This window comes from Kiloniella sp. EL199, assembly GCF_900313065.1.
GTDB lineage: Bacteria > Pseudomonadota > Alphaproteobacteria > Kiloniellales > Kiloniellaceae > Kiloniella.
Window position 1 is genome coordinate 325,129 of record NZ_OMPU01000004.1, and the last position, 24,836, is coordinate 349,964.

Sequence of the window (24,836 nt, forward strand, 5' to 3'; positions counted from 1 at the left end):
CCTCATGTAAAATAAATTTGCAACCGGTTGCAAAATTAGTATCCTCAGAATCGATAACACGTCAACTGGCAATCGAACAATGACGAAAATTGACGTAATTAACCATTCGACTGCAGAGGCAGATATGAAGACTTCGGAACAGATAATTCGCTTGACCACAGCACAGGCTATCGTGCGCTACTTCGCCAACCAGTACATTGACATAAATGGGCAAGAAATGCGTTTATGTGGTGGTGGCTTTGGTATCTTTGGGCATGGAAACGTCACCTGCCTGGGCGAAGCATTAAACAATTACAAGGCAAAATTGCCCCTCTATCGAGGTCAAAACGAACAAAGTATGGGTTTTGCAGCTACTGCCTATGCAAAACAACATCTTCGTCGACGTTTTATGTTTTGTACAGCTTCTGCCGGGCCAGGAACAACAAACCTGCTAACTTCGGCAGCACTCGCCCATGCAAACAGACTACCCATGTTAATGTTGTGCGGCGATACCTTTTTAACACGTCTGCCTGACCCGGTCTTGCAACAGCTTGAACACTTCGATAATCCGACACTGGGCGTCAACGATGCCTTCAAGGCCGTTACCCGATACTGGGACCGGATTACCCACCCAGCTCAAGTTATTCAGTCTTTGCCTAATGCCTTGGCAACGCTTATTGACCCCGCAGATTGTGGTCCTGCATTTATCGGGTTGCCCCAGGATGTTCAAGGGTGGGTTTATGATTTTCCATTATCATTCTTCACAAAAAAAGTTCACCGTATTCGCAGAATTTCCCCTGATAAAATAGAAATTCAGGAAGCTGCGGAATTACTCAAGAGTGCCAAGCACCCTATGATCATTGCAGGTGGCGGCGTTCAATACTCTGGCGCAGTTGCTGAACTTACGTCCTTTGCCGAACAATTCAATATTCCTGTGGTGGAAACCATCGCTGGCAGAGCAAATATGCTCGACACACACCCGCTGAATATTGGCCCTATCGGCGTCACAGGATCCAACTCTGCAAATGCAATTGCAGAACAAGCAGACATTATCCTCGCTGTTGGCACCCGCCTTCAGGATTTCACAACGGGATCCTGGACCGCCTTTGCTCCTTCTGCGCGTTTTGTATCGGTTAATGCCGCACGTCACGATGCTGGTAAACATCAATCTCTACCTGTCGTCGGTGATGCCAAGATCTCATTGTCCCTGCTTCAAGGAGAATGCGGTGATTACAAAGCGCCGGAAAGCTGGACAAAGCTAGCGCAGGAAGAACGCAAAAATTGGAATGACTATGTGAAATTGAATGTCAAACCGGATAATGGCCCCAATTCTTATGCCCAGGCTATTGGCACCATTAACGCGCTTTGCGATCCACGAGACAGAATTGTCGCAGCAGCAGGTGGACTACCCGCCGAGGTCGCTGCAAACTGGCGGACATTAAGTACGGGAACAGTTGATATCGAGTTCGGCTTTTCTTGTATGGGCTATGAAATTGCTGGTGGTTGGGGCGCACGAATTGCACAGGCAGAAAGTGAACCGGCTTCTGATACGATTGTCTTTGTCGGGGATGGATCATACCTTTTGATGAATTCTGACATTTATTCATCAGTCCTGAGTCAGAAAAAACTTATCATCATAACCCTCGATAACGGTGGCTTTGCGGTTATTAACAAACTGCAAAACAACACAGGAAACCAGAGCTTTAACAACCTTCTTTCCGATTGCCCAACAATTCAAGAACCTTTCGCCGTTGATTTTGAAGCTCATGCCGCCTCTATGGGGGCAGTGGCTGAAACAGTTGAAACACAAAAAGAGTTAGGGGAAGCCTTTGCCCGCGCCAAAGCAAGCGATAAAACCTATGTCATTTGCATGAAAGTTGACGCTTACGAAGGTTGGACAAAGGAAGGACATACCTGGTGGGAGGTCGGAACACCCCACATCAGTGATGATCCAAATGTCGCCAAAGCACACAACGATTGGGAATCCAGTCGTGAAAAGCAAAGGAAAGGCGTATGATCCCCTTCCTTGAGAAAATCAAAGGAAATAACTTTGTCGTACTTGGACGTGCTGGTATGGATCTCTATCCTGATCCGCCCGGCACCAAAACAGAAGATGCGACACAGTTTGTTGCTGCCCTTGGAGGGTCGTCAGCCAATATTGCCGCTGCATTGGTTAAACATGGTAGCCAGGCATCACTGGTGACTTCTGTTTCAGACGATGCAGTTGGGCGATTTGCCCTAAACCAACTTGATAAATATGGCATTGATCGTCGTTACGTAAGACAAGTTAGTGGTGAATTCAGAAACTCTTTGGCATTGGCAGAAACTTGTCTCGAAGACCATCAATCCGTTATTTATCGCAATGGCGCAGCAGACTTTCAAATGACGGTTGATTGTGTGGAAAAGGTAGATTACGCGACATTTACCGCCCTTATTACCACGGGGACTGTTTTTGCCGCGGAACCATCACGTTCCGCTGCGCTTCATGCTATCAACCTCGCCAAACAAGCTGGATTACCCGTTATTTTTGACGTTGACTATCGCCCCTATTCCTGGCCTTCGCGCGAAGTCGCATCCAAAGTATATTCAAAGGTGGCTGCCCTCAGCGACATTATCATTGGGAATGACGAAGAGTTTGATTTTATGGCTGGGGGTAAAGGCCTTGGGCTTGAAAAAGCCAAAAACCTTGCCACTGAAACAAAGCGAGTTGTTGTCTATAAGATGGGTGAAAAAGGCGCGATTACCTTTACTGATAACAATGAAATACACACCGGAATTTACCCTGTAAAAGCCCTTAAGCCCACCGGTGCCGGTGATGCTTTTATGGGCGGTTTTATCGCAGCACTGGCCAACGGGTTACAAATAAAGGAATGCATACTACGCGGGTCTGCCTCTGCAGCAATTGTGGTCACAAAAGCTGGCTGTGCCCCGGCAATGCCAACACCACAAGAACTGGACGAATTTTTACAAAAACATCCGGGTCCTCAAAAACCAGATTGAAACACAAATAGAAGTACTAAAAGAGCAATAAAAGGACAGACCATGCATATTGCCCCCTATGATAACCAGAATAAGCCGATCGTCGATGTTGAGAACAGCTGTGTTCCGCTCAACTATTTCAACATTATCAAGTTAAAAAAAGGTGAGGCTTTCTCCTATCAAGTCCCCGGCTATGAAACCTGTATTGTCCCCGCAACAGGAACGATCGACATTGAAATAGAGGGCTTGAACTACATTGACTTGGGTAATCGCGGCATTGATGTCTGGGATGGTGAGCCGGAAGGCGTCTATGTTCCAACCGGCGCTAAAGCAACAATGGTCTGTAAGTCTGATACGACAGAAGTCTTTGTAGCAGGAGCAAAATACGACAAAATCCTGGATCCTTTCGACGTAAGATCAGCACAAATAGATCTGGTGCAATACGGGTCTGATGACACCAAAACACACCGGAAAATCAAACATATCCTTGGGCAAAAACAACATGGTCAGGTTGGTCGCCTGCTCGTTAGTGAACTCTTTACCGTTGGTCAAGGTGGGTGGTCCGGTTTCCCGTCACACAAGCACGATACAGATCGATTGCCAGATGAAACCCGGCACGATGAAACCTATAATTTCAGGTTCCGTCCCAATCATGGTTCCGGCGTTCAAATGCTTCAACGGGAAGATAATAAACCCGGTGATGCCTATCATATCGTTGACGGGTCGACCATCTGCCTGGACAAAGGCTATCACCCCTGCGCGGCCCTGCCCGGTTATGAAATGTACTATTTCACCATTCTGGGGGGGCTAAGCCAGCGCTCATTGATTCAATATTTTCAACCAACACACGCCTACCAGATTGAAACAATCCCCGGCATCAAGGACATGATTGCGAAATTCAAATGACATTAGCTACTCTTTCCGATGTTTTGCAACCAGCTTACAATAATGGATATGCTGTTGCCGGATTAGTCGTCTTGGGCTGGGAAGATGCCCGTGCCTTTGTTGCCGCTGCGGAACAGGAAAATGCAGCTCTTATCCTGCAAGCTGGCCCAGGTTGTCGTGCACATACACCACTCCCCGTTCTGGGAACAATGTTTCGCACCTTGGCAGAAGAAGCAAACGTTCCTGTTGTTGCTCATCTTGATCATGGATACACGATCGATGAATGCAGAGAAGCGATTGATTACGGTTTTACCTCTGTTATGTTTGATGGCTCCCGCATGTCTTTGGCACAGAATATTACAGAAACAAAAGCTATTGCAGAACTCGCGCACAAAGCGGGGATATCCTGTGAAGGCGAGATTGGTTTCGTTGGTTATGACAATGGTGAAGCCTCTGCAAGTACCTCTGCTCAAGATGCAAAACGCTTTGCCGAAGAAACCAACGTTGATGCCATGGCAATTTCTGTCGGCAATGTGCACCTGCAACAAGATAAAGCCGCAGAAATTGATCTTAATGCCGTAAAAGAGATCGATGCCTGCACTGATGTGCCTCTGGTTATTCACGGGGGATCAGGTGTGCCTACAGAAACACGCCGTTTCCTTGCTCATAATACAGCTATATGCAAGTTCAATATCGGTACAGAACTCCGTATGGCTTTTGGCCAATCTCTTCGATCAACTCTTGCATTGGACCGGGAGCTCTTTGACCGTATTTCAATTTTGAAACAAACCGAAGAACCTCTGACCAAAACCGCCAGAAACATCATTCAGAATTTATTGGCAGAATAATCGATTAAGGCTGTAAAATCATTCAAGTATTAACTAATTACATTAAACAAACCTTGAAACTAACTGTTTTATATAAAATATCTCGACATCGTATTATTTATTAAAAACAGCTTCTTGAATTTTTTGAGCTTGTGTCTTTGGCGCAAGCCCTCCTATCGGGGGATCAATATCAAGATTAGCAGGAAAAGAATATCCCTCTGCGGCGGCGGCAATAGCACTTTTCAACATCTCATCACACAAACTTCCTGATTGTTTGGCAGATTGCAATACAGGCAAGAGTACAGACAACATTCGATTGCGATCAATCAGCTCCATTGCGCGCCCGAATGCTGACGAAACCTGTAACAGATTTGCCAAACGATAAATATCACTGGTTTTATTCTCCCCCGCAGCATGCATAAGGGCAGGATTAAAGAATACAGCATCCCCTTTTTCCAAGGAGAGTTGCACATAATTATTTTCGAAATAATCCTGAAATTCCTGGCGGGTAAATGCCAGATATCCTTCAAGAAACAATTGGGAATAGGGCAAAAATTTTGTTGGCCCACTTTCAACAGGCATATCACAGTGGGCCACAGCCCCCTGAAGGGTTAACAAAGGTGAAAGCTTGTGAATATGGCTTGGATAGCTAGACATCTGTTCATTTGTCATAAACCCGAGGTGATAATCCCGATGAGCAGCTTGTGCACTACCACCCGGGTTTACCCTGTTGACCTGTGCTGTCATTTGATAGCCAACCCCAAGCCAAGCCTCACTCACCATAGCAAGGGTAATATTCCCATAATAATGGGCGAAGTTCACCGGATCAGTGATACAATGTTTTTCCAAAGCGTTCCAGATACGATCATTTGATCCTGCTTTTGCAAAATGGTCACCAGCAGCAAGATTTGTTTCTTTTTCCGAGACAATGATACTTTCAAAGACTTCTGACGCCCGATCGACAACATCTAAATCAATCATAGCCCTTTTGATGACTAGCACACCGGGGCCTTTTGATAAGGCTATCGTCCATTCAGCCATCAGTTGTCGTTTAGCGTTTGTTTTTTGAGACAGATCTCTTACTTTTTTCCCATCATAAATCAGTACATTATGAACAACTTCTTGAGCAAATGGCCAATCTTCTAATTTTGTCATTTGCGACACTTGTTCTTTAAAGACTTCTAAACAACCGCAATCAGCGGATATCCAAACTTCGCGATCACGCTGTTCTCTTATTGAACTATCATTCATATTCGGGGCTTTCATCTCACAACGGACCTCAAAGTTTACATTTGGCGGCCACAAAACTGTTTTATTCTTTAAAACACAGTAACTGTGATATTCTCTGTGCGAGATAAAAAACACCTCAAAAAGACCTCAATTAATGAAACAAAAATTCCTCCTTAAAAGTATTGCCTATCAAGCCGGACTTAGCCTGGCCACTGTTGATCGTGTCGTTCATAAACGTGGTAATGTAAAACCGGAAACGGCATTGCGTGTTCAAGATGCAATCAATGAACTAGAAAAACAGCGCCAAAACACACAGCAGGCGGGAAAGAGCTTCACACTTGACGTTATTATGGAAGCACCTGAAAGATTTTCAAAAGAGGTCAAAAAGGCCTTTGAAAAAGAAATGCCCGGCATGCGACCTGCCAGTTTTCGTTGCCGCTTTCATCTTAACGAAATCATGTCGGTCTCACAGATCATAGCACTATTAAACAAAATTCGCCGACGCGGAAGCCATGGCTTAATTTTGAAACTACCTAATGTACCTGAAATAAATCAAGTCGTGCAAAAGATTGTCGCGTCAGGCATTCCGGTTGTAAGCTTTGTTACCGATATCGCCCGATCTAACCGACTTGCCTATATCGGCATGGATAATTATAGAGCAGGTCAAACCGCTGGTTATATGTTGAAGAATTGTCTTGGTAATCAATCTGGCCAAATCCTACTTACGCTCTCTCGAGATGTTTTCCAAGGAGAAGAAGAGAGGGAAATCGGCTTTAGATCAATCTTCTCAGATACACCTGACCAAGTTAAGATTCTCAAATTAACAGAGGGTCGCGGAGATAATAAAACAACAAAGAATTTGGCTTTTGAACTTTTAAGTCATGAAAAAAATATCCTTGCAGTCTATTCAGCAGGTGGCGGAAACAAAGCAATTTTGGAAAGCTTAAACAAGACTGAGCAACCTTACCAATTTTTCATTGCACACGACCTCGACAGAGATAATGTGCAACTCCTTCGACAGGGCAAGATATCACTCGTTATATATCACAACTTGCGACAGGATGCCCGCCGTGCCTGTCAGCTAATACTTCAGCACCACCGCTTGCTGCCGAGCGATTTCACCATTTCACCTTCAGAAATAGGTATCGCAACACCCTATAACATCCCCACAATATAAACAGAACCTCCTTTGGTTTTAGTCAAAGGAGGTTCTGTTTAGACAAGTGACTTCGCTATAAAGTTATATTTCTATCTGATTAAAGCCGGGGGATTTAATCAGTTTGTGGAAATAGAAATCAAAAACAGTTGCCATTATCATTCAAAGAACACTGTTTGAGTTTCTCCGCAACGAAGGGACTAAAATATCCTTTATGATTTTCAGTAATTACCCTTCACTCTCTCTTTTTTCGGATCAAAATGAGGGAACGGAACTACAGTAGCTTTTAATCGCTTTTGTTCACCATCCAGCTGCCCTACCTCAAGTTCCGTTCCTGATTCAGAATGCAGCACTTCTACTCGGGCCAAGGCTATAACTTTCCCCAAAACAGGCGACTTCATTGCAGATGTTATGACACCTACTTGCGCTTTGCCAATACGAACACAATCATCTGGTATCGGTACTATCCCACCTTCCAAATCAAGGCCAACCAATTTCTTTTGAGGATGTGCTTTTCGCTGCTCCAAAGCCGAGCGTCCAATGAAGTCATCACTCTTTGATTTTAGCGGCACAGTAAAACCGATACCTGCTTCCATCGGGTCAGTTTGATCATCAAATTCTGAACCAGCAAAAATAAGGCCTGCTTCAATTCGCAACATATCCAATGCCGACAATCCTAACGGAATCATCCCCAAAGGTTCTCCAGCAGCCCATATTGCATCAAAAACCTGTTCTGCATCTTTTGGATGACAAAATACCTCGTACCCCAACTCTCCCGAATAGCCTGTTCTGCTAATAACAACTGACGGGCCATGAAAGTCGCCAATCCGTCCAATCGTCAAACGAAACCAAGGTAATTCTTCGACGGTTGCTTGCTGAGGCGGCGACCAGATAACCTGTTTTAGAATATCTCTGGATAAAGGACCTTGTATTGCAATATTACAATGATGATCAGTAGAACTTCGAACCCAAACGTTCAGATTATGTTCTTCTGCCTGTTTTCTCAGCCATAAACCCGATTGATCATTTCCACCAATCCAGCGAAAATTGGTTTCGCCCAGACGGTAGACAGTACCATCATCAATCATCCCTCCGTGGTCGTAACACATTGCAGTATAGACAATACCGCCAACAGCCAGTTTCTTGATATTACGAGTAACGCAAAGTTGCATCAATTCTTCTGCATCAGGACCTGTTACTTCATATTTCCTCAAAGGTGATAAATCCATCACCACAGCTTTTTCACGTGCAGCCCAATATTCAGCAATCGCCCCATGATTTGTCATCTGATTGGGTAACCAATAGCCCGCATACTCAACAAAATCGCGCGTATGGCGAGCGAAGCAATCATGAAATCCAGTTTTTTTTGTTTCTTCCAAATCAGCCCCCGGGGTTTTGCGCCAGCCAATAGAGCGCTTGAAATATTCTTTTTGATCATAAACGCGAACCTGAATATCGGTTGGGTTCCAACCATTTGCAGGATCAATATCACACGGGCAAGCCGTTGAAATACAAACGATGTCAGTCAAAGCACGTAACAAAACATAATCACCAGGACGTGAATATGGATCATCCATTCCAATTGCGTTAGTCTCATCAAGCATCGTATTGAAAAAGAAGTTAATCGCGGGCCACCCCCCTCTTGGGCGGATGTCGTACCTCAATAGTTCCCTGTTGATATTATCTGAACAATTCACATGTCCCGGATAACCTAAATCCTCATAGTACCGTGCAGTACAAGCCAGCCCAAAAGTATCATGTCGTCCGACTGTGTCCTGAATAACCTCGACAAGAGGTTCTTGATCAATTGAGAAAAACTTGGACATAATCCCTGGCATGGGATAGAGAGACCCCATAAGGGATCGGGTCGTTGTCGGGTCAATTTCTCTTTCAATCCCGCGGTCCAACGCTCTCAGGGAAAATGCCTGAAAATCAGAGCACTCTCGCCCCTGTACATCAAGAACCTGAATGAACTGTCCAGCTTTGACAACGTATGGTTTCGCTTCACCTGGTTGAATGTTGATATCCCGTAACGGGTCTGCAAGAGGATCAGGAGGAAGTAAAATATTTTTTGGTTCCCCCGGATTTGCCCGTCTGACATAGAGCACCACTTCAGTAGGAGGACACTGTTCATAGGGTTCCATAGCCCCCCCGATCGCACAAGCGATCAACAATCCGTCACAGGATGCAAAAAAGCTTTCATAATCACCAGCGCAAGAACCCGCTGCAAAAATTAACGAGCCATCGGCCTTGCCTAAATCAAAGCCAGAAACATCAAGTGCTTGTAGTACCTTACGGCCAGACACATCATTTGCCAGAGCTGCTTTAAGTCCTTTGGGATCATGTCCGCCTTTTGCCCCGATCATACTCGCATCGGAAACCCCGTCAGGTGCAAAAAAGATCAATTCAACAGGTTGTAAACCTTCGCGATCCTGAATCGTAATCTCATCACCTTTATTGATTTTCAATGCACGACTTCCCCCACCGGGAATCGGATGGCGCTCTACTCCTTCGGGCAAAATAGGTAAGCCTGGTACAACTACACCAGCTCTTTCATAAGGTTTTGGAAAAGAAGGCTTGGTTTTTACAGATTGAATGTTCATGACGAAGCATCCTTTTCCCTAGATGAAAGATCTTTGGTTTTACCCCAATGAATTACAACCAATTTACATCCTGAAGAAGATACAGAGCTATGGGCAGACCCTTTTGACAGGCGAACAAAATCACCCGACCTGTATGTGTGTCCGTCACAATCTTCCAGATCCCCGCAAAGAACAAAAAATTCTTCAGCACCTTCGTGCCTGTGAAGGTTACTGCGAGCGCCTGGGGCCATAATCATTAAATAGCTGCCGTATCCTGTCTCTTCATCAAAAGACACATTGTGCCATTGGATCTTTGCATCCGGTTCGGCAAATATGCCCATGGGCTCAAACTTGGTGTTATCAAAGTTTGCAACATTTCTATATTCTGAAAGCTTTGTCATATTATCATCCCACGCCTAATGCTTTACGACGTTCGTTTGACCAACGCATGATGATATGATCAAACGTTAACGCCATCAGGGCGACACACATACCCAAAACAAAGTTCTTTCCAAGATTGTTACCCGCCAGTGTTTTTTGCAGTTCTTGACCCAAATCCTGAGTGCCAATAAAAGCTGCAATAATGACCATAAAAAATGCAAACATGATTGCCTGATTAAACCCTACAGCCATGGTTGGTAAAGCCAGGGGAAGCTGTACATTGATCAACTTTTGATTTCTGGTTGCGCCAGCCATATCTGCAGCTTCCAGTAATTCACTTGGTACAGCCCGTATTCCTTCAATCGTGTATCGCATCAAAGGAACAGTCGCAAAGATCAGTATCGCAAAAACAACAGCGACATCATTTACACTAAACAGCATGATCGCCGGTATCAGATAGATAAAGCTTGGAAATGTCTGAGCCGTATCACAAATTAAAAGAATAGGTTCCGACCATTTAGGATTACGAGCAGCAGCAATACCCAGAGGGATGCCGATTAATGTTGCAAGTATTACTGATGAAATGACGGCATATAATGTGATCATTGAACGATCCCACCAACCTGTCATTGCAATGGCACCGAAGAAGAGGACGACTATAAAGGCCGACTTTCGACCGCCAACAAAATATCCAAACGCAGCTATTCCCAATATAACACTTCCGGTTGGCAACCACAGCAGTGCATCCCGGAATGGAATCAAGATCCACGTTATTAAAAACCATCGCAACCAATCAGTAACACCAGTAACTATGTCATTGGCCAAAACAGTGCGGATCACATTATCTATATCCTTGCCCATAGAAAGATCCTGTTTACGGGTAATGTGATCAGCAACTTGCACAAACTGGGCGAGAATAATTGAGGCAACAAAGACAATAATTCCAAGAATCAAAATCTTGTGCCGAGCAAACCAGGAAGTCCCACGTTCAAAATGTTCCGGTTGCTTGACAACCCACGCCTTTGACAATCGGTCAAGCATAACGGCAATCAGAACGATTGTAATACCGATTTCAAAGCTTCTTCCGAGCTTTAATGAATTCATCAAAGACAATAGTTTTGCGCCGAGGCCCGGCATTCCAATAAATGCCGTTAACACAACCATAGCCAGACACAACATAATGACCTGATTTACACCGACAAGTATTTCGGTCCGTGCTGCAGGCAAATACACATAACGCAACATTTGCCACCTTGTTGAACCGCTCATGTGTCCTGCTTCGATAACTTCAGCAGAGACTTTTTTCAGTCCTAAAGATGTCATTAGAACCATAGGCGGAATTGCGTAAACGATGGTAGCAATGCACCCTGCCGTGGGACCTACTTTGAAGAAAATTACCGCAGGTAAAAGATATGTAAAAAAGGGCAAGGTCTGAAGAATACTGAGTACAGGCATTATAATGCGTTCAAAACGCTTATATTTCCACGCACAAATCCCGAGTAACAATCCAATGAAAAAAGCCATCGGCGCAGCAACAGCAATCACCGACATCGTTTGCATCGCCAGTTTCCATTGCCCAATTAAAGCAACCCAGACAAATGTTCCTCCAGCCAAAAGGGCCATTTTCCACCCTTTTAGCCAGTACCCTATAACAGCAGCAACAGCGGCAACAGCAATCCAGGGAACAGGTCCAATATTCGGCCACCTTCTTTTCCCGTACAAAAGATTGGCTGTAATATCTAACAGCCACTCTAAAACCGACGAAATACCGCGAGTTAAAGTTAAAAGACCCAGATCATCTTTTATAAAATCAAATACAGTTTGCAGCCAGATGTCATAAGGCAGGATAAGATCAACAGGAATACGAACAAAAATATTCGGTAACATAGGCTTTATAATAGCGGTAAAAACAGCCAGTATAAAAAGAATCTGTGCTATTTGAGTGCGTGTAAGAGGGCCAGCTTTTCCGGCTAATTGTGACTCAGCAATCGCCATCAACTATCCCCCAGTAAAATGTTGAGGGCTTCCTGCCTGTTCATGCCACCTATTAAAACACCATCCTTGTTTGCAACAGGCAGAACATCTCGTTCATCACTTATAAGTTGGCGAGAAAGTTGCAAAATAGTAGAATCAGAAGCAATCGAGCTACCTTCAAGTTTGTAACCATTAATGGGTTTTGTTAAAACACCAGCATGAATTACACGAGATTTTTCAATATCTTCTGTAAACTTTGCAACATATTCTGTTGCCGGGCTCAATACTATTTTGTCAGGGGTATCGCACTGTTCAACAGCACCATCTTTCATTATAGCAATACGATCAGCCAAGCGTAGTGCTTCATCAAAATCATGTGTAATAAACACAATCGTCTTGCCCAGCATTTCCTGTAATCTTAGGAACTCGTCCTGCATTTCTCTGCGAATTAATGGATCCAGTGCCGAAAAAGGCTCATCAAGGAACCAGATATCAGGTTCAATAGCCAAACTCCGGGCAATCCCTACCCTCTGTTGTTGCCCCCCTGATAATTCTCTCGGGAAATATTCTTCACGTCCCTCCAGACCAACGAGCTTGATAACTTCCATCGCACGTTCTCGTCGGTCGTGACGATCTTGTCCACGCATTTCCAAAGGAAAAGCCACATTTTCGAGTACAGTTCTGTGAGGTAACAATCCAAAGCTTTGAAAAACCATCCCCATCTTTTTCCGGCGGAGGTCTATCAACTCTTTTTCACTTAAATCCATAATATTCTGGCCATCAACATTCACTTCACCGCCAGTAATATCAATCAAACGGGACAAACATCGGACTAATGTGGACTTCCCAGACCCCGACAGTCCCATAATTACAAGCATTTCACCGCGGGCAATATCCAAAGAGACATTCCGTACAGCAGCTATATATCCGGCCTGGCGTATCTGTTCGAACGATTGCCCTTCTTGTATAGAGGCAAGGTATTTTTCGGCATTTCCACCAAAAAGTTTCCAGACATTTTTGCAGGAAATCACCGGATTTATATCGCTCATACTCAATCTCTAAATTTTATTTCCCCTGCCTGTGTATAGTCAGGCAGGGGATTATAGTTGGCCAATAATAAAGAAAATTTGTAAAACTGAGTTATTGAATCCAGCTTTCCCAAACATCTTTGTTCTCATCAAGCCAAGCTGCTGCTGCGTCTTCTGGCTCCATCTCATCCACATCAACAAGTTTTGCCATTTCAGCAATCTGCGGATTGGTAAAAGAAACTTGTGTCAGAGTATGGTAAGCATCAGGCCATTTTTCTTTCATTCCATCCCAAGCCGCAATTTTAAGATATCCATTTGCAGGATTTCCACAGTCATATGCCGCATCAGGATTTGGTCCGACACTTGGGTCATCGTTACATGAGTCCACCCATGTCGGGAATTCAACAAACTCACCTTCCCATACTGCTTCTGCAAAATTTGGCGTCCAGTTGAATAAAACAATTGGTTTTTTCGTTTTTTCAGCAGCCTCTATTTCTGCCCACAAAGCAGCTGCAGATCCTGCATTTACAACGATAAAGTCCATACCAAGAGCATTAACGCGTTCCTGATCATGTTTGAGCCAATCAACTGGTCCACCCAAAAATCTTCCTTTATCACCTGTTTCAGGTGTCGCAAAAACAGCTGCGCAAGCATTTAGAGCTTCCCAGTTTGGCAATCCTGGACATGCTTCTTTTGTCCATAGTGGATACCACCAGTCTTCTCGTGTTACTGCGCTGTGTTTAGAGGCAGCATGGATACCCCCCTTTTCTTTTGCAGCTTCATAAGAAGCACCGAATGCGCCTTCCCATACTTCAACTTCTAGAGAAACATCTCCCAATCGAACTGATTCATATACTGCCTGACTATCAGTCGTTACAAACTCAACATTATTTCCCATGCCCTCAAAGATTTGCCCAACTACGTGACTCATCACAATCTGAGAAGACCAGTTATGGATCGGAATAATAATAGGATCACTACTGTCATCAGCATAAGCACCTGATGCTATAGCCATAGTCATTGCAGTAGCAGGCAACATATATTTAAATTTCATGATAACTCCCGGTTAATTGCTGTTATTGATTCTTCACCCTGGAATTCTATGTCCAGTATTGGAAACCATTTTGACTACAAAGTTGTAATTTTCTGCATATATTTTTAATTGGCTATGACTCAAAAAATTAGTGTCTAAGCTAATTATTCGTGTATAAATAAAAGCATAACAAAAATGAATTGCTATACAGGTTTCACAAAAATATTACTGTTATGAAATAAATATTACTAATTTTAACAAGGTTGAATTTAAATAGTCGATGCAAAACAAAAAGAATCCCCTACCACCTCTTGATTATATTCTAGCTTTTGAAGCTACAGCAAACTGTGAAAGTTTTGTAGGGGCTTCTAAACTGTTGAATATCAGTGAAACTGCCATTAGTCGGAAAGTAAATTTACTGGAATTGCACTATAACACTTCATTTTTTTTGCGCCGTCATAAATCTATTAGATTGACGTCACAGGGACAGTCATTTCTTGCAAAAATTTCACCCGCTTTGGAAATGCTGCGCGATGTCTCGGCACAGACAATTGAAAAGTCAGAGGATCAAACAGTAACTCTTGCCGCAACCAATTCAGTTGCCTCGTTATGGTTGATGCCAAGACTGCGTATTTTTAACAATGCTAATAAACATCTGAAAATTATGCTCGTTGCTTCTGACAGTGACAAAGAGTGCCTTGCTGAAACAGTTGACTTATCTATATTACGGGGTGATGGAGATTGGCCGGGTTATCAATCTCGACTTTTATTTGGCGAAACAGTTTTTCCAGTTTGCTCGCCTGAATTCTTAAAGGCTAACCCTCAAGCTTCAAAAATATCAAACTTAAAAAAGTTGGCACTCATTGAAGTTTCCAGTAATCATTCCGAATGGATGAACTGGGCTACTTGGCTAGCCCACAAGAAAGTTGATAGCGCTGAATATCATCAAGTAGCGCTCTTCAATACATATCCTCTTTCAATTCAGGCCGCGGTTGATGGCCTTGGAATAGCACTCGGATGGGGCCATCTCGTAGATCATTTGCTGGAAGAAGGCAAATTGGTGCGCCCGCTTGGTTCAGCAGATATACGTACAGAATATGGCTATTATCTATTAACACCAGAGAAGAATTTTAAATTTCCAGCATGCAAAAATGTTGAGCAGTGGTTGTTAAATATCAGTGCCAGACGAAAAAGATATAGCAGACCGGAAACCTCTGTTTAATGCTTTTTCTTTTAAATCATAATTTCATTTTAATATATTTTTTACACTAACAGGAAACAAAGTTGGTGTTTGATGCAGATACTATTATACTGTCGTTGATGGATAACGCACACAAACAAACTTAAAAGGGTTGATAAAATGGACGCTAAAACGTCAGAAAATGAATCTTCTATGATCGTGTTATCGCAAAACCCCCATCGTGTTAGAGATGAACGAGAAAAAATCCTTGAAGTTGCCATCGGACGCGAAGTTCGTGTTTTCCGCCGTCAAAAAGGTATTACCGTTGCAGATCTTTCGAAATTAACGGGCCTTTCCATAGGAATGCTTTCAAAAATCGAAAACGGGAACACTTCTCCCTCCTTGACGACTCTTCAAACTCTATCAAATGTTCTGAGTGTCCCTTTGACATCCTTTTTCAGACGATTTGAAGAAACCCGTGATGCGGTCCATACCAAATCTGGCGAAGGTGTTGAAATGGAACGGGATGGGACACGAGCCGGACATCAATACAATCTGTTGGGACATATAGGTTCCAATGCCAGCGGTGTTATAGTTGAACCATACTTAATTACTTTAACAGAGAAATCAGATATTTTCCCTACTTTTCAGCACGAAGGTATAGAAATGCTTTATATGCTGGAAGGTCAAGTGGATTACAGACACGGCAACAAAATTTATACACTAGAACCGGGAGACACTCTCTTTTTTGATGCCGATGCTCCTCACGGACCAGAAGTTTTAAAAAAATTACCTGCTCGTTACCTGTCGATTATTTCTTATTCGCAAGCATAATTATCAAACTTGTCATTCAAGCAAGCAGGGTGCCCGATAATAAAACACCCTTGTTTGCGAATGTAGTAATTAATCACCGCCGATTAGTCGGGCCAAATCCCGTCTGAGGTAGGTTGTCCATCATCAAATGCAGATAGATATTCGACAATCATCGGACGGTTATTGATGAAGCCTTTATAAGTTGCAAGCTCTTCAGGTAAATCTCTGATAACTCTATGGAACCGCCGTCCCCACTTGGGAACAGTAACCAGTTCTTCTAATTTAATTAGATAGCAGCGTATGGGAAACACCAGGGCATTTGATCTTGGTAATCTGAAAAAAGTCTGCAATTCAACTCTAAGATGTTGTTTTTCACCGACGTTTTCTTTAGCTAATGTAGATTTTTCAACGCCCCATTTATGATAGTTTTCCGGGCTTGTATCCAGTAAAGGATTTACGGTCATCGTCCAGTTTAATCGACGGGCTGGTGAACCTTGTTGAATATTCAAAAGGAATTTCAAAGCACGAACAAAGATACCCATCTCGTGTGCTTTTGGTACAGGGGCATGCCATTCAAAAAAATTCATACCAATGTCAAAGTCCAATGACCAGTCAGCTTGTGTTGTAACCATACCCGCATCCATCCAGAGATTATCATCTCGTTGATCCAGGACAGCAAAATCACCTTGTGTTTGACGTGTGATATATTCCATTGGCCCATAAGGCAAGGTTGTTTCATCCATAAAAACAAACTGATCATCAATATTCATAGGCTTATTGACCCAACGCCAATTATTACCTTCACGATGCAACTCAAATAAATCAGGATAATCTTCTGATTTACTCACCATAATCAATTCCAGCAAATCCCAACCGGCAAGTGTCATATGTGGTAAGGACTGGCAGCGAAGAGGATCCTCGGCCAGAACAATTGCTCGATCTTCCATCTCAGACAGATAATGTTCATCAACATCAAATCTTTTTTCGAAAACGGAACCTTTTGGCCCACCCTGATGCTGCTCCATATTTACCGAGTACATATAGCTGTCTTCATGAAAGGGAAAAGGGAAACGATCAATTGCCCATTGAGAGTTTCTAAAAGTATAATCATTGCGAAAAGTTTCTTTTTTGAACTGTATACTCATCTTCTCTCTCCTTAACGATCAAGAACGAGAGATTTTCCCTCGAATCTACTGACACATGGCATTATTTTTTTCCCACTGGCTTTTTGGCTATCATCCAGCCAATGATCTCTGTGAAAGAAATTTCCATCGAAGCTAATAACGTTGGTTTCACATTGTCCGCATGCTCCTCCACGGCACAAATAAGGCGCATCAACATCAGCAGCTTCCATTGCTTCCAGAAGACTTTGGTGTTCACCGACACAGATAGTTTTGTTTGATTGTTTCAACTCGACTTCAAAGGGTTTACCGGATTGTGGAGCAAGAAATTCCTCATAGTGGATAGCCTCGCGAGGCCACCCAATTGATGCCGCAGTTTCACGAACCCAGGCTATCATGCTTTTTGGGCCACAAATATAAAGATGAGTACCCAAAGGCTGACCATCTAATAATTGCACAAGCTTAATCAATTGCCCGTGATCACTGTAATAGATATGTGTGTTCCGGGGATAAATTTCAGTTAATTCATCAACATAAGATCCAACGGTTTTATTTCGCACAGAATAATGCAGTTCAAAGTGGCCTTGTAACGCTGAAAGCTGTTTTATTTGTGCCAAAAAAGGCGTAATCCCGATACCACCCGCAATCATCAGATGTTTTTTTGCTCTGAGATCAAGAGCAAAAAGGTTAACAGGATAGCTGATTGTTAATTCATCACCCACTTTAACCTGCTGATGCATAAACAACGATCCACCACGTCCCTCATCGTCACGTCGTACAGATATTGTATAAGCATCTTGATTCATCGGGTCCGACATTAACGAGTAGGGATTAAGACGTGTTACCCCTCTATCCAGCATTTCAACAACAGTATGTGCTCCGCCTGAAAACACTGGTAACTGTCCCCGGTCAGCGCGTTCAAATTTGAACCGTTTAACAAGCTTATTGATTTCTACGATGTCTGTTACCGTTACAACTATTTTATTAGTTCCTGCACTCATGAATATAACTCCACTGGATCAGGTATATCACCAGGGTTTTCCGCATCAACACACACACCCTGAAAAGCAGCATGTCGCCGCGAGTAATGATCACGAACAAATAAATTCAACCCACAATGAGAACAAACAAAGGGATCATAAATCACATCTTCAGTGATACCTTTGCAATGGACACATTGCATTCTTCTCGCAACAGAACCTCTATGTTCAGTCTGTACCTCAGTATGAGGAATTCCAGCAGCAGCAACTTCTTGCATTCCTTGCCCTATCAGACTTTCAGTGCCTGTCAAATAAATTTGTAGGCCAACCTTTGCATCATTTAGTATCTTTCGTAACCGGGAAACAGATGCTTCGTAGCTTGGGCCAATATACAATTGGGCGGCACCAAGTTCCTCAAGTTTTCCAATGTATGATTGACCGGTATTTTTTGGAAAATACATGATATGGCTTTTGGCCATAATTTCGGGATCAGCCAGTGCAACGTCAAAAAGGGCTTCTGCCCCTTCAGCATCAGCAATCATCAGATGAAATTTACCCTGTCTTGGTTTAAGGACACCGTAAAGAGGGCGGCTGATAATCGACTTTGGGAATTGAAATCTGGACATGTTATCAACATCTCCCTAAATATACAGTTATTAATCAAAGAGATACATGCCCGATGAAAATTTAGGGCATGTATCTCTTGTACGATTAGCCTTTCGCCGTACGACGCTTCTTATCAACATCATAAAACGGCATCGAATGGGCCGTGCATCTTATTTCATTATTCCCGTTTTTAACGGACATAACTGTGCCATCAACTGCACAATCAACCGGCATTCGTGCTATACCGACATTATGTTTGTTTAAAGAAGAATACATTCCAATAGTTACAACACCAACCTGCTGACCATCTTTCAATAATGCGGCACCTTCTTCGGCAGGTTCTGTACCATCCAGCTTGACGCCGTAAATTTTGAATCGCTCTTTGCCTTTAAGACGATAATGTTCTTCGGCACCTCTAAACCCTGTTTTTCCGGGAGACACTGTAAAGTCCAGGCCTAGCTCCCATAAAGTATCGCCATGTTTCTCGTTCTCAAACGGGTACATTTCTGAATTATCATATGGAAAGAACAAAAGATAACTTTCGGCGCGCAACCAGTCCAGCGTTGTAAAGCGTGTCGGGATAATCCCCAAAGGCGCACCTTTTTGAACCAGCGTATCCCAGATGTCAGGTGCATCCTGCCCGCGACAGAAAATTTCGTATCCACGTTCGCCAGTATACCCGGTACGGGAAATTGTTACGGGTTTGTCGAAAAGAGTAGTATGGATATGACTAAAATAAACAACATCACGAATACCAGGCACATAATCTTGCAAAAAATCGACAGCAAGCGGTCCCTGTAATGAAATATCATGCAAATTATCGTCAAACCGGATGTCGACATCTCGCCCGATGGCAGCTTGGGTCAGCTGCTCATGCCCCTGTCCGGAACCATGCACAACCATAAAGCTGTTTGGTCCCATTCGATAGATCACACAGTCATCAACAAACTTGCCATCATCATTTAACATACAAGCATAAGTCGACCTGCCTGGTTTTATTTTTTCAACATTGCGTGTCGTTGCCCTGTCGATAACATGACTCGCATGCGGCCCTATAACATGAACTTTTTTCAAGCCGGATACATCCATGAATCCGGCTTTAGTTCTGATTGCCAAATATTCTTCTTCTTGATCTTTATCATAAGACCAAGCGGTTCCCATACCGCTCCAGTCTTCAAGTTGAGACCCCATTGCTCTATGTCGATCAGCTAATGTTGAAAATCTCCAAGATGCAGTCATTTCCTTCTCCCTGATACTTTTTAGCCAAATAATTAGAATCGATTTTTAACCAATTTCAATAGACAGGTTGACAGAATGTCCCCTTTGAACGCAATACTAAAAGAAAAAAATTTCACTACCAGGCAACTTTTCACAAGTAAAAAAGTAAACGGGGAGTTTGAAAATGGATGGAAATCTAAATGCACTGACAACTATTTTCACTGAATTCTATTACTGGGTAACAGTAGTATTCATGTTCTTAATTCATGTAGGTTTTTGTATGTACGAAGTCGGCGTAAGCCGACGGCGTAATCACATGCACACATTAATGAAGAACGTTATGATCATTCCTTTGGTAACCGTAACGTTCTTCTTTTTCGGCTGGTGGATATATTGGGCCTTCCCGGATTTCCCCCTTTTTGGCGGGTTGAATCACGAGATGGGCAATCCTAATTTACCATGGTCAGAAACGATGGGAACCAACCTGAGCGACAGAATAACCGGCGTATTCTGGGCAGCTTTCCTACTCTTTTCATGGACTGCAGCATCTATAGTATCTGGCTCAGTCATAGAGAGAATTCGTTCAAGTGCACTATGGGTGCACGCTGTATTGATTGGGTCGGTTTTCTGGATAATAGATGCCGCCTGGGGATGGCACTATGCAGGCTGGATGGTAAAGTATCTTGGTTATCATGATGCATACGCTTCCGGTGTAATCCATGCTATTGCTGGTGGCTATGCGCTGGGCGTGCTAATGGTTTTGGGCCCTCGGCTTGGCAAATTTACGAAAAGTGGAACACCACGCGATATTCCTCCGCATAATACCTGGATGGTTACAATCGGAATATTCCTGATTTATACAGGTTTTTGGGGGTTCTACGCCGCCTGTAACGTGCCAGCTATTTCTCCGGAAGCCATTGGTGGCGAAATTACAGGAACAACGTGGACAGCAACGAACATATACTTGGCTCCCACGTCGCTTTCCGGAATAACCTTCAACTTCCTTATGTCATTATCAGGCGGCTTAATGGCTGCATATGTCATTTCAAAAGGTGACGCCTTTTGGACCTTTTCGGGTGGCCTGGCTGGCATAATCACTGCATCGGCCGGTAATGATCTTTATCACCCTATTCAGGCAATGATTATTGGCGCAATCGGTGTTGTGATTGCATATAAGCTTCACTTCTGGGTGGAACGCCGTTTCAAAATCGATGACGCTGTAGGTGCAGTTGCTGTTCATGGTTATTCAGGCTTTGTCGGCCTCATAATTGCTGGGTTCGTTCTTTGGGGAGCACCTTCGTCTCCTTTCGAAGGTTATGCATCAATTAACCCAGTTGGTCAGACCCTCGGTGCCATCATTATGTTTTTTGTATTGGGCTTTCTGCCGGGATGGATCGTCGCAAAAATGCAAAATGCGGTCGGGGCATTGCGAATTCCCGAAGAAGTTGAATTACAAGGTCTCGATTATGCTGAACACCATACATATGAAGATGCAAAAAACGAAATAATAGAATCTGACAAAGCATATCTGGCAGACAAATAAGGAGGAAAAAATGTCAACTATTGGTCTTGAAAACTGGGCTGTGGATCTTGCTGAAGTCGGCCCGATATATCCCTTTCAGGGATGGGAAATAGCGATGACAGTTATCGGTGTTGTTTTCTGGTTAGGATGGCATCGGATTCAGTATGTGCGTGAAACTGAACATCTGAAAAACGTTCGCAACATAGGCGATAAAGAGAAAATTGCCAAAGCTCTTGAGAGATATTAGCAAAAGCCTTCTGTGGGCGATGAGTTTTTCATCGCCCATTTTCCTTAAAATAAAATATTTTTCTTGTCAGTTGAATTGAATTTAATTCAGTGATAGCGTTTGGATCTAATCTACTTAAAGAAGGATGAATACCAATGTGCGGTATCGTTGGTCTGTTTATAAAAGATAAATCACTCGAGTCAGAATTAGGTTCGTTGCTGACTGATATGCTGGTAACGATGACTGATCGTGGACCAGACAGCGCAGGTATTGCTGTGTACGGCAACAATACCGATCAACATGTAAAGTTAACGATACAATCTGACAATCCATCAGAAGACTTTGCGAATCTTGATGCTGAGCTTAGTGAAACGCTGAACACATCAGTATTGATACGGCATAAAGATACGCATGCCGTTTTAGAAATTCCTGCCGACAAGGCGATAAAAGCACGGCAAATATTAAATAATATACGGCCAAATGTCTGCGTTATGAGTGCAGGTGCTTCAATTGAAATCTACAAAGAGGTCGGCTTGCCAAAAGATGTGGCCAATCGGTTTGAGATTTCAGGCATGAGCGGCAGCCATGGAATTGGTCATACCCGTATGGCAACAGAATCTGCAGTTACGACAATGGGAGCACACCCCTTTTCGACAGGCGCAGATCAATGTCTCGTCCACAATGGATCACTCTCGAATCATAACAGCCTGCGAAGAAAGCTTGTTCGCGAAGGAATTCACGTTGAAACCCTCAATGACACCGAGGTTGGTGCAGCATATCTTACATGGAAAATGAAACAGGGCAGTTCACTGGGCGAAGCATTAAAAAGCAGCCTAGAAGACCTTGACGGATTTTTTACTTTTGTTGTTGGAACCAAAGATGGTTTTGGTGTTGTCCGCGACCCGATAGCCTGTAAACCAGCCGTCATGGCAGAAACAGATCAATACGTCGCGTTTGGATCTGAATACAGAGCGTTGGTCAATTTACCCAAGATTGGAAACGCAAGAGTTTGGGAACCCGAGCCAGCTACAGTATATTTTTGGAACCACTGATATGCAAACATTTGACTTAGAAACTCATAGCTTACGTGAATTAAACGCAACACTGCACGAACAAAAGGACAATACAAATCAAACTTCATGGGAAGTTATTAATGCCAGAGGCAGCCATGCTATCGCTGTTGGACTGGACGCGCCCATAGAAGTAACGATCAAAGGATCAACAGGCTATTACTGCGGTGGGATGAACAAACAGGCAACGATTAACGTGCACGGTTCTGCAGGCCCCGGTGTTGCAGAAAACATGATGTCCGGCACTGTCATTATTGAAGGCGATGCCAGTCAATATGCCGGGGCAACAGGGCATGGCGGATTACTCGTCATCAAAGGGAATGCCTCCTCCCGCTGTGGAATATCCATGAAGGGTATAGATATTGTTGTTCATGGAAACATTGGACACATGTCAGCGTTCATGGCGCAATCTGGAAATCTGGTCGTTTGCGGAGATGCAGGAGATGCACTTGGCGATAGTCTCTACGAAGCGCGGCTTTTTGTGCGCGGGTCGGTTAAAAGCCTGGGAGCTGATTGTATAGAAAAAGAAATGCGCCCGGAACACATTGAGGTTTTGAGGGATTTATTAACAAGATCAGGTTCAGACGCAAAGCCTGAAGAATTCAAAAGATACGGATCTGCAAGGCAGCTATACAATTTCAACGTAGATAATGCAGCAGCCTATTAAGGATATAGTTATGAAAGATATAAACGATACATCTATCCCTCGCACGCATCCCATCCAGTCTGCTACATTTACAAACCCGATCAATGCAGAAATTCGCCGAGCGGCTGCCACTGGTATTTATGATATTCGCGGTGGCGGTGCCAAGCGTCGGGTGCCTCACTTTGATGATCTCCTGTTTCTTGGAGCATCAATCTCCCGATACCCTCTGGAAGGGTACAGGGAAAAATGTGAAACCAGTGTTACTTTAGGAACCCGATTTGCAAAGAAGCCTATTGAGTTAGAAATACCCGTAACAATTGCAGGAATGAGTTTCGGGGCATTATCCGGGCCAGCAAAAGAAGCACTTGGCCGGGGAGCTTCTGCAGCCGGAACATCCACAACCACAGGTGATGGCGGTATGACCCCTGAAGAAAGAGGCCATTCTGATAAACTTGTCTATCAATATTTGCCCTCACGTTATGGTATGAATCCCGATGATCTTCGCAAAGCCGATGCCATCGAAATTGTCATAGGACAAGGCGCCAAGCCCGGCGGTGGAGGCATGCTTCTGGGGCAAAAAATCAGTGACCGTGTGGCCGAAATGAGAAATTTGCCCAAAGGCATTGACCAGCGTTCCGCATGCCGACATCCGGACTGGACAGGTCCAGATGACTTGGAAATTAAAATCCTTGAATTGCGTGAAATTACAGGATGGGAAAAACCTGTGTACGTAAAAATAGGGGGAACCCGGCCTTATTTTGATACAACCCTTGCAATCAAAGCTGGTGCAGATGTGGTTGTTTTAGACGGTATGCAAGGCGGAACAGCAGCAACTCAGGATGTGTTTATTGAACATGTTGGGTTACCGACATTGGCTTGTATTCGCCCCGCAGTTCAGGCGCTACAAGATCTTGGAATGCATAGAGAGGTCCAACTAATTGTTTCAGGAGGTATTCGTACAGGCGCTGATGTAGCCAAAGCAATGGCCCTCGGTGCCGATGCCGTTGCAATCGGGACGGCAGCTCTGATTGCTCTTGGTGACAACGACCCTAAATGGGAAAGTGAATATCAAAAACTGGGAACAACAACAGGTGCGTACGATGATTGGCACGAAGGGCAAGATCCTGCAGGGATAACAACACAAAATCCAGAATTGATGGCTCGATTTGATCCTGTAGAAGGAGGCCGTAAATTAAAAAACTACCTGAAAGTACTGACGTTGGAAGCACAAACTATCGCCCGGGCTTGTGGTAAAAACCATTTACACAACCTGGAGCCGGAAGATCTTTGTGCCTTGACAATGGAAGCTGCTGCGATGGCACGCGTACCTCTTGCCGGAACACAATGGTATCCCGGGAAGACTGATTTCTAAGAAATAATAGAGAGGCGCAATTTTACAC

General features: G+C 43.7%; 22 protein-coding genes. 12 read left to right on the plus strand and 10 right to left on the minus strand.

The genetic code is table 11. From position 1 onward, the window contains the following. Positions 1-79 precede the first annotated feature (79 nt). The 4 genes from iolD to D9A03_RS02130 are packed head-to-tail and all read left to right on the plus strand — an operon-like array spanning position 80 to position 4,691. The gene (gene iolD / locus D9A03_RS02115; RefSeq protein WP_216825358.1) at positions 80-1,996 is read left to right on the plus strand and encodes a 3D-(3,5/4)-trihydroxycyclohexane-1,2-dione acylhydrolase (decyclizing); all 1,917 of its coding nucleotides are present in this window, start codon (positions 80-82) and stop codon (positions 1,994-1,996) included. Further along, on the plus strand, positions 1,993-2,979 hold the full coding sequence (iolC, locus tag D9A03_RS02120; protein ID WP_120495584.1) for a 5-dehydro-2-deoxygluconokinase: 987 nt from the start codon (positions 1,993-1,995) through the stop codon (positions 2,977-2,979). Before iolD ends, iolC begins: the two co-directional genes overlap by 4 nt. Positions 2,980-3,021: 42 nt before the next feature. Further along, positions 3,022-3,864 carry a 5-deoxy-glucuronate isomerase gene (locus tag D9A03_RS02125; protein ID WP_120495585.1) on the plus strand — a complete coding sequence of 281 codons (843 nt, stop codon included), beginning with the start codon at positions 3,022-3,024 and terminating at the stop codon, positions 3,862-3,864. Beyond that, positions 3,861-4,691, plus strand: coding sequence for a class II fructose-bisphosphate aldolase (locus tag D9A03_RS02130; protein WP_120495586.1), 831 nt, complete (start codon positions 3,861-3,863; stop codon positions 4,689-4,691). The genes D9A03_RS02125 and D9A03_RS02130 overlap by 4 nt, the downstream gene beginning before the upstream one ends. A 93-nt stretch (positions 4,692-4,784) precedes the next feature. On the opposite strand, the gene D9A03_RS02135 is transcribed toward D9A03_RS02130, so the two are convergent. Beyond that, complete coding sequence (locus tag D9A03_RS02135; protein ID WP_120495653.1) at positions 4,785-5,921, minus strand: phytanoyl-CoA dioxygenase family protein; 1,137 nt, start codon at positions 5,919-5,921, stop codon at positions 4,785-4,787. A gap of 133 nt (positions 5,922-6,054) precedes the next feature. Here D9A03_RS02135 and D9A03_RS02140 point away from each other — a divergent pair, with 133 nt between their 5' ends. Next, the gene (locus tag D9A03_RS02140) at positions 6,055-7,077 is read left to right on the plus strand and encodes a LacI family DNA-binding transcriptional regulator (RefSeq protein ID WP_120495587.1); all 1,023 of its coding nucleotides are present in this window, start codon (positions 6,055-6,057) and stop codon (positions 7,075-7,077) included. A 200-nt stretch (positions 7,078-7,277) separates the two neighbouring features. On the opposite strand, the gene D9A03_RS02145 is transcribed toward D9A03_RS02140, so the two are convergent. The 5 genes from D9A03_RS02145 to D9A03_RS02165 all read right to left on the minus strand — a co-directional run bounded on the left by D9A03_RS02145 (position 7,278) and on the right by D9A03_RS02165 (position 14,075). Then, positions 7,278-9,659: a DUF1989 domain-containing protein gene (locus D9A03_RS02145; protein WP_120495588.1), complete on the minus strand. Its 2,382-nt coding sequence runs from the start codon at positions 9,657-9,659 to the stop codon at positions 7,278-7,280. Beyond that, complete coding sequence (locus D9A03_RS02150; protein WP_120495589.1) at positions 9,656-10,039, minus strand: cupin domain-containing protein; 384 nt, start codon at positions 10,037-10,039, stop codon at positions 9,656-9,658. The genes D9A03_RS02145 and D9A03_RS02150 overlap by 4 nt, the downstream gene beginning before the upstream one ends. Before the next feature lie 4 nt (positions 10,040-10,043). Next, a complete protein-coding gene (locus tag D9A03_RS02155) occupies positions 10,044-12,014 on the minus strand; it encodes a proline/glycine betaine ABC transporter permease (RefSeq protein ID WP_120495590.1) in 1,971 nt (656 codons plus the stop codon). Then, complete coding sequence (locus D9A03_RS02160; protein ID WP_120495591.1) at positions 12,014-13,042, minus strand: glycine betaine/L-proline ABC transporter ATP-binding protein; 1,029 nt, start codon at positions 13,040-13,042, stop codon at positions 12,014-12,016. The genes D9A03_RS02155 and D9A03_RS02160 overlap by 1 nt, the downstream gene beginning before the upstream one ends. Before the next feature lie 91 nt (positions 13,043-13,133). After that, the gene (locus D9A03_RS02165; protein ID WP_120495592.1) at positions 13,134-14,075 is read right to left on the minus strand and encodes an ABC transporter substrate-binding protein; all 942 of its coding nucleotides are present in this window, start codon (positions 14,073-14,075) and stop codon (positions 13,134-13,136) included. A gap of 259 nt (positions 14,076-14,334) precedes the next feature. Here D9A03_RS02165 and D9A03_RS02170 point away from each other — a divergent pair, with 259 nt between their 5' ends. Both D9A03_RS02170 and D9A03_RS02175 read left to right on the plus strand, forming a co-directional pair. Further along, complete coding sequence (locus tag D9A03_RS02170; RefSeq protein ID WP_120495593.1) at positions 14,335-15,276, plus strand: LysR substrate-binding domain-containing protein; 942 nt, start codon at positions 14,335-14,337, stop codon at positions 15,274-15,276. A gap of 138 nt (positions 15,277-15,414) precedes the next feature. After that, positions 15,415-16,068 (plus strand): helix-turn-helix domain-containing protein, encoded by a 654-nt coding sequence (locus D9A03_RS02175; RefSeq protein ID WP_120495594.1) that lies wholly within the window; start codon positions 15,415-15,417, stop codon positions 16,066-16,068. An 83-nt stretch (positions 16,069-16,151) separates the two neighbouring features. On the opposite strand, the gene D9A03_RS02180 is transcribed toward D9A03_RS02175, so the two are convergent. The 4 genes from D9A03_RS02180 to D9A03_RS02195 form a co-directional block, all read right to left on the minus strand. Next, the gene (locus D9A03_RS02180) at positions 16,152-17,192 is read right to left on the minus strand and encodes a DUF3445 domain-containing protein (protein WP_120495595.1); all 1,041 of its coding nucleotides are present in this window, start codon (positions 17,190-17,192) and stop codon (positions 16,152-16,154) included. Positions 17,193-17,203: 11 nt separating this feature from the next. Then, entirely contained in the window at positions 17,204-18,169 is a 966-nt protein-coding gene (locus D9A03_RS02185) for a PDR/VanB family oxidoreductase (RefSeq protein ID WP_120495596.1), read from the minus strand. Continuing rightward, on the minus strand, positions 18,166-18,774 hold the full coding sequence (locus D9A03_RS02190) for a dimethylamine monooxygenase subunit DmmA family protein (RefSeq protein WP_120495597.1): 609 nt from the start codon (positions 18,772-18,774) through the stop codon (positions 18,166-18,168). Before D9A03_RS02190 ends, D9A03_RS02185 begins: the two co-directional genes overlap by 4 nt. Before the next feature lie 85 nt (positions 18,775-18,859). Continuing rightward, positions 18,860-19,993, minus strand: coding sequence for an aminomethyltransferase family protein (locus D9A03_RS02195; protein WP_120495598.1), 1,134 nt, complete (start codon positions 19,991-19,993; stop codon positions 18,860-18,862). Positions 19,994-20,156: 163 nt separating this feature from the next. On the opposite strand from D9A03_RS02195, the gene D9A03_RS02200 reads away from it, so the two are divergent. The 5 genes from D9A03_RS02200 (at position 20,157) to D9A03_RS02220 (ending at position 24,808) form a co-directional block, all read left to right on the plus strand. Continuing rightward, the gene (locus D9A03_RS02200; protein ID WP_120495599.1) at positions 20,157-21,515 is read left to right on the plus strand and encodes an ammonium transporter; all 1,359 of its coding nucleotides are present in this window, start codon (positions 20,157-20,159) and stop codon (positions 21,513-21,515) included. A gap of 10 nt (positions 21,516-21,525) precedes the next feature. After that, positions 21,526-21,741 (plus strand): hypothetical protein, encoded by a 216-nt coding sequence (locus D9A03_RS02205; protein ID WP_120495600.1) that lies wholly within the window; start codon positions 21,526-21,528, stop codon positions 21,739-21,741. A 134-nt stretch (positions 21,742-21,875) separates the two neighbouring features. After that, a complete protein-coding gene (locus tag D9A03_RS02210) occupies positions 21,876-22,772 on the plus strand; it encodes a glutamine amidotransferase family protein (RefSeq protein ID WP_120495601.1) in 897 nt (298 codons plus the stop codon). 1 nt (position 22,773) lies between these two features. After that, positions 22,774-23,457: a GXGXG domain-containing protein gene (locus tag D9A03_RS02215; protein WP_120495602.1), complete on the plus strand. Its 684-nt coding sequence runs from the start codon at positions 22,774-22,776 to the stop codon at positions 23,455-23,457. A 10-nt stretch (positions 23,458-23,467) separates the two neighbouring features. Then, positions 23,468-24,808 (plus strand): FMN-binding glutamate synthase family protein, encoded by a 1,341-nt coding sequence (locus D9A03_RS02220; RefSeq protein ID WP_120495603.1) that lies wholly within the window; start codon positions 23,468-23,470, stop codon positions 24,806-24,808. Positions 24,809-24,836: the final 28 nt, after the last annotated feature.

Excerpts from the sequence above, each read along its gene's own strand:
- D9A03_RS02145 (WP_120495588.1), bottom strand. The coding sequence starts at position 9,659 with ATGAACATTCAATCTGTAAAAACCAAGCCTTCTTTTCCAAAACCTTAT.
- D9A03_RS02180 (WP_120495595.1), bottom strand. The coding sequence starts at position 17,192 with ATGAGTATACAGTTCAAAAAAGAAACTTTTCGCAATGATTATACTTTT.
- D9A03_RS02150 (WP_120495589.1), bottom strand. The coding sequence starts at position 10,039 with ATGACAAAGCTTTCAGAATATAGAAATGTTGCAAACTTTGATAACACC.
- D9A03_RS02140 (WP_120495587.1), top strand. The coding sequence starts at position 6,055 with ATGAAACAAAAATTCCTCCTTAAAAGTATTGCCTATCAAGCCGGACTT.
- D9A03_RS02220 (WP_120495603.1), top strand. The coding sequence starts at position 23,468 with ATGAAAGATATAAACGATACATCTATCCCTCGCACGCATCCCATCCAG.
- D9A03_RS02165 (WP_120495592.1), bottom strand. The coding sequence starts at position 14,075 with ATGAAATTTAAATATATGTTGCCTGCTACTGCAATGACTATGGCTATA.
- D9A03_RS02160 (WP_120495591.1), bottom strand. The coding sequence starts at position 13,042 with ATGAGCGATATAAATCCGGTGATTTCCTGCAAAAATGTCTGGAAACTT.
- D9A03_RS02125 (WP_120495585.1), top strand. The coding sequence starts at position 3,022 with ATGCATATTGCCCCCTATGATAACCAGAATAAGCCGATCGTCGATGTT.
- iolD (WP_216825358.1), top strand. The coding sequence starts at position 80 with ATGACGAAAATTGACGTAATTAACCATTCGACTGCAGAGGCAGATATG.
- D9A03_RS02205 (WP_120495600.1), top strand. The coding sequence starts at position 21,526 with ATGTCAACTATTGGTCTTGAAAACTGGGCTGTGGATCTTGCTGAAGTC.
- D9A03_RS02170 (WP_120495593.1), top strand. The coding sequence starts at position 14,335 with ATGCAAAACAAAAAGAATCCCCTACCACCTCTTGATTATATTCTAGCT.
- D9A03_RS02185 (WP_120495596.1), bottom strand. The coding sequence starts at position 18,169 with ATGAGTGCAGGAACTAATAAAATAGTTGTAACGGTAACAGACATCGTA.
- D9A03_RS02200 (WP_120495599.1), top strand. The coding sequence starts at position 20,157 with ATGGATGGAAATCTAAATGCACTGACAACTATTTTCACTGAATTCTAT.
- D9A03_RS02215 (WP_120495602.1), top strand. The coding sequence starts at position 22,774 with ATGCAAACATTTGACTTAGAAACTCATAGCTTACGTGAATTAAACGCA.
- D9A03_RS02155 (WP_120495590.1), bottom strand. The coding sequence starts at position 12,014 with ATGGCGATTGCTGAGTCACAATTAGCCGGAAAAGCTGGCCCTCTTACA.
- D9A03_RS02210 (WP_120495601.1), top strand. The coding sequence starts at position 21,876 with ATGTGCGGTATCGTTGGTCTGTTTATAAAAGATAAATCACTCGAGTCA.
- iolC (WP_120495584.1), top strand. The coding sequence starts at position 1,993 with ATGATCCCCTTCCTTGAGAAAATCAAAGGAAATAACTTTGTCGTACTT.
- D9A03_RS02130 (WP_120495586.1), top strand. The coding sequence starts at position 3,861 with ATGACATTAGCTACTCTTTCCGATGTTTTGCAACCAGCTTACAATAAT.
- D9A03_RS02190 (WP_120495597.1), bottom strand. The coding sequence starts at position 18,774 with ATGTCCAGATTTCAATTCCCAAAGTCGATTATCAGCCGCCCTCTTTAC.
- D9A03_RS02175 (WP_120495594.1), top strand. The coding sequence starts at position 15,415 with ATGGACGCTAAAACGTCAGAAAATGAATCTTCTATGATCGTGTTATCG.
- D9A03_RS02195 (WP_120495598.1), bottom strand. The coding sequence starts at position 19,993 with ATGACTGCATCTTGGAGATTTTCAACATTAGCTGATCGACATAGAGCA.
- D9A03_RS02135 (WP_120495653.1), bottom strand. The coding sequence starts at position 5,921 with ATGAATGATAGTTCAATAAGAGAACAGCGTGATCGCGAAGTTTGGATA.